General features: G+C 72.6%; 4 protein-coding genes. All 4 read right to left on the minus strand.

Annotation, left to right across the window (positions count from 1 at the left end; translation table 11 throughout):
• Nucleotides 1-686 (minus strand): DinB family protein (locus D455_RS0116170; RefSeq protein ID WP_017571758.1); only part of this gene is annotated, 686 nt, incomplete at its 3' end.
• On the minus strand, nucleotides 683-1,969 hold the full coding sequence (egtA, locus tag D455_RS0116175; RefSeq protein WP_017571759.1) for an ergothioneine biosynthesis glutamate--cysteine ligase EgtA: 1,287 nt from the start codon (nucleotides 1,967-1,969) through the stop codon (nucleotides 683-685). The genes egtA and D455_RS0116170, both read right to left, overlap by 4 nt.
• Nucleotides 1,970-2,177: 208 nt before the next feature.
• A complete protein-coding gene (locus tag D455_RS0116180) occupies nucleotides 2,178-3,095 on the minus strand; it encodes an arylamine N-acetyltransferase family protein (RefSeq protein ID WP_017571760.1) in 918 nt (305 codons plus the stop codon).
• Between the two features lie 239 nt (nucleotides 3,096-3,334).
• Nucleotides 3,335-3,840, minus strand: a 506-nt coding sequence (locus D455_RS30680) for an oligopeptide/dipeptide ABC transporter ATP-binding protein (protein ID WP_017571761.1), incomplete at its 5' end; no start/stop codon positions are given.

Raw genomic sequence — 3,840 nt, forward strand, 5'->3', positions numbered from 1 at the left:
TGGTAGGCGGCGTTGGTGACGGGTCGGGTGTCGATCCAGTAGGGGCCGAGGTCGACGGTGCGCGCGGGGCGCTCGTTGTCGTAGGCCCATGTGCCGTCGTCGGTGCCCATGGTGAACGGGCCCTCGGGCACGAGCACCTCCTCCTCGACCGGGGGACGCAGCGCGGTGACGTCCGCGGTCTCCTCCAGCAGGACGGGCTCGCCCTTGCGGAGCTGGTGGGTGGCGAGCATGGTCTCGTCGTGCTGGTGCTCGTGCTGGATGACCGAGTGGAAGATGAAACCGGCGTCCAGCAGGGAGCGCCGGCCGTCCGGGGCGCCCTCCGCGAGGTCGAGGGATTCCAGGGTGTCGAGGACCTCCCGGCGCACGCGCTCGTTGTACTCGCGGGCCTCCTCGGGGCGCAGCAGCGGCAGGTCGACCCGGGACGCGCGCGAGTTCTCGAAGGCGTCGTAGAGGCCGTCGATGTCCGGACGCAGGGCCTCGCGTCCGCCCGCGGCCCGCAGCAGCCACTGCTCCTCGTAGTTGCCGACGTGCGCCAGGTCCCAGACCAGCGGGGACATCAGGGGTGAGTGCTGGGCGAGCAGCTCCTCCTCGTCCAGGGCGTCGAGTGTCAGCCCGTTGCTGCGGCGCCTGACCAGGTCGAGCTCGGCTGCGATGCGCTCCTTGGCGCGTTCCTGTTCGTGGTTCACCGTGGTCCTCCAGCCTGTCCGGAGTCGGAGGTCGCGGGCCGCCCGTGTTTCGCGTGTGCCGGGCGCGGAGCGGGCACGTTCGGCTGTGTGTCGGCGGGGCTGATCCCGCGCCGCGTGTAGCGGTCGGCGTAGTCGTGGACCAGGGCCGCCAGCGCGGTGGCGCCCATGCGGGGCAGCGCCTCGACGGCCGCGTCGAAGCAGTCCCGTGCGCACCGGGCCACCTCGGGATCGGCCATGCCGTGCTGCGCGGAGCGCATCCACAGACGACGGTCGGGGAAGCGTCCCCGGCACAGCCTCTCGGTGGCCTCCTCGGCCACGGCGCGGGCGCCGGGGTCGTCGGCCAGGGCGGCGGCGAGCGCCACCGGGACCGGCCACCAGTGCACGGGTACCGCGTCGATCATGCGCAGTTCCCACCAACCGCGCGGGCGGACGGGCGGGAAGAGCGTGCTGAGGTGGAACTCCAGGTCGGCGCGGGTGACCGGGCGCGGACCCCGCCCGCCGATCCACTGGGCCAGGGTGACGCCCGGGTCCGGGATCCAGGAGTCGTCGGAGTCGTCCCGGATCACCATGACCCTCGCGGCCAGCGCGTACTCGGCCCACGCCGTGGCGGGGTCGGGATGGCTGCCGTGGTCCAGGACCGGCCGTGTGCGTGTGGCGTCGGTGGCCGCCCAGATCGCCCAGCGGGTGGACTTCCATCCGGTGGGACGGCCCCTCCAGAAGGACGAGTTGGCGAAGGCGGCGACGAGCACGGGGCCGAGCCGGTGGCCGAGTTCCCAGCGGGCGCGCATGTCGGCGACGTCCGCGCCGTTGTCCAGGCACACCTGGAGCGACGCGGTGCCGCACATCATGGTGTGGCCGCTGGGCTGGTGGTGGCGGGCGAAGAAGCGCTCCATGGCCGCGTAGCGGGGCGTCCGGAGCTGCCGCCGGGGCGGGCGGACGGTGTCCAGTGCCGTCTCGACCAGGTGGAGCCCGGCCCCGGCGAGGGCCTTGCCGACGTGGTCCAGGTCGGCGGCGAGCGCCTCGTGCGCCCGCGCCGGTCCCGGGAGAGCGGGCGAGCTGAGTTCGAGCTGCCCTCCGGGTTCGAAGGTGACACCGCTCCCCGCGGGCAGCGGGCCACAGGCCTCCACCAGCGCCGCGAGGCGGTCGACGGGAACGGGCGCGGTCGGGTCCGCGGAGTCGGCGACCAGCCATTCGGTCTCGACCCCGACCTTGCCGGGGGGACCCGTCTTGAAACAGATCCCGCTGATGTACTCGTGGACGTCTTCCGTGGTCATGTACGCCATGGAATGCTCCCTCACACGCGGTGGCCCGACGACGCCTCAGGGGTTTTGCCCGCGCCGCGCCCATACCGAACGTGGGAGATGACCACGAATCTCCGAAGAAGCCGGGACACTCCCGATACCACCGGAGTGCGCGGAGGACGGGAGGCCAGGTGGTACGGAACATCGCGGTGGGTGGGCGGGCCCCCACCCACCGCCACTGTGATCGTGGTCACATGCCAGCGAACTCCCGGAGCCGTTTCTCGACGATGGCCTGTTCCTCCTGGTCAAGGCCGATGCCGAACACCTCCTTCAACACACGTCCCATCTCTTCCACGGGCACCTCGCGTTCCTCGCTGGTGCCGTCGGGAGCGGCGGTGGTCAGGGTCGTGTCCATCAGCCGGTACTGGGCGCCCGGCCCGATCCGCTGGACCATCAGCCTGCCTCGGAACGGTGAACGCGGGTGGCTGGCCAGGAAGTGGCTGAAGATCGCGTAGTCCTGGCGCACCGCCGCCGCGGTGGCGAAGGAGTACAGCGGACGCCACTCCCGGCCGTCGAAGGAGCGCAGCAGCCACTCGTCCTCGCCCACCTCCGCGACGCGGTCCAGGCGCAGACCCCAGCCGCCCTGGACCTCCTGGTGGCCGTCCGCGAGGGGGAGGGGCTCCAGCAGGCCCCCGCCGCCGAAGCCGACGTCGGCCAGCCACGGCTCCCCGTCCAGGTCCACCCGGAGCAGGGAGTGGGTGGAGGGGCGCGGGGCTCCGGTCGTGCCGGACAGGACGCGGGCGGTGAATCCGGTGACGGCGAAGCCGAGCCGGTCCAGGACGGCCGCCAGCAACAGGTTCTGTTCGTAGCAGTATCCGCCCCTGGGCCGGCGGACCATCTTGTCGACCAGCCCGGGCACGTCGAGCTCGATGGAACGGCCCAGGACGATCTGGAGGTTCTCGAAGGGGATCGCGGCCAGGTGGGCGCGGTGCACGGCGCGCAGGGTGTCCAGGGTGGGCGGCAGGTCGCCGGACAGGCCCACACGGGCCAGGTAGGCGTCCAGGTCCACCTCCCGGCCGTGCCAGAAGTCGCGTTCGGTGGTGAGGCGCTCGGGGCGCGGCGCGGGTGCGGAGACGTCGGGACCGGAAACGGCGGTTTCGTAGGACATATCGACCCCGAACCAGCCCCAGAAAAGGGCTATTCCGCCACAACCAGCCCATACTCTGACCGCATTCGGACGGGAAACAGAGGTGTGATCCGGGCGATCGTGGAGACGTCCGTGGTCAGCGCGCCGGAGGGGTCACGGGAGCGCGACCACCGGAAACCCTTCGCGGTGCCGTGCGTACCGTGGGTGACCGGAACGGGGTGCGGGACCCAACGTCTCCCCGTGCACGGCCCGCCGTGTGCTCAGCCGGTGCCGGAACCCGACCCCCGTTCGCGGATCCGACCGACCCCGTCCGCCGCCGCCCAGTGGCAGGCCACCCGACGCTCGGCGCCGCCCTCCAGGACCGCTGGGTCCACGGTGCGGCACCGGTCGGCGATCCCCTCCCTCTCGGCCTCACCGGAGGCCAGCACCGGGCAGCGCGGGTGGAAGCGGCACCCCCGCGGCACCCTCTTGGGGTCCGGCGGCTCACCGGAGAGCACCACCGGGTCCCCCTCGGCTTCGGGGAGCACCGACAGCAGCGCCCGCGTGTAGGGGTGGGCGGGCGCGGACAGGACCTCCTCCACCGTGCCCAGCTCCACCACCCGGCCCAGGTACATCACGGCTACCCGGTCGGCGATGTTCCAGGCCAGACCCAGGTCGTGCGTGGCCACCAGGGCCGACAGCCCCAGATCGGCCCGCAGGTCCAGCAGCAGGCGCAGGATCTCGCCCCGCACCGACGCGTCCAGGGAGGCCACCGGCTCGTCGGCCA

The organism is Nocardiopsis halotolerans DSM 44410 (assembly GCF_000341065.1).
Taxonomy (GTDB): domain Bacteria; phylum Actinomycetota; class Actinomycetes; order Streptosporangiales; family Streptosporangiaceae; genus Nocardiopsis; species Nocardiopsis halotolerans.

Excerpts from the sequence above, each read along its gene's own strand:
- egtA (WP_017571759.1), bottom strand. The coding sequence starts at position 1,969 with ATGGCGTACATGACCACGGAAGACGTCCACGAGTACATCAGCGGGATC.
- D455_RS0116180 (WP_017571760.1), bottom strand. The coding sequence starts at position 3,095 with ATGTCCTACGAAACCGCCGTTTCCGGTCCCGACGTCTCCGCACCCGCG.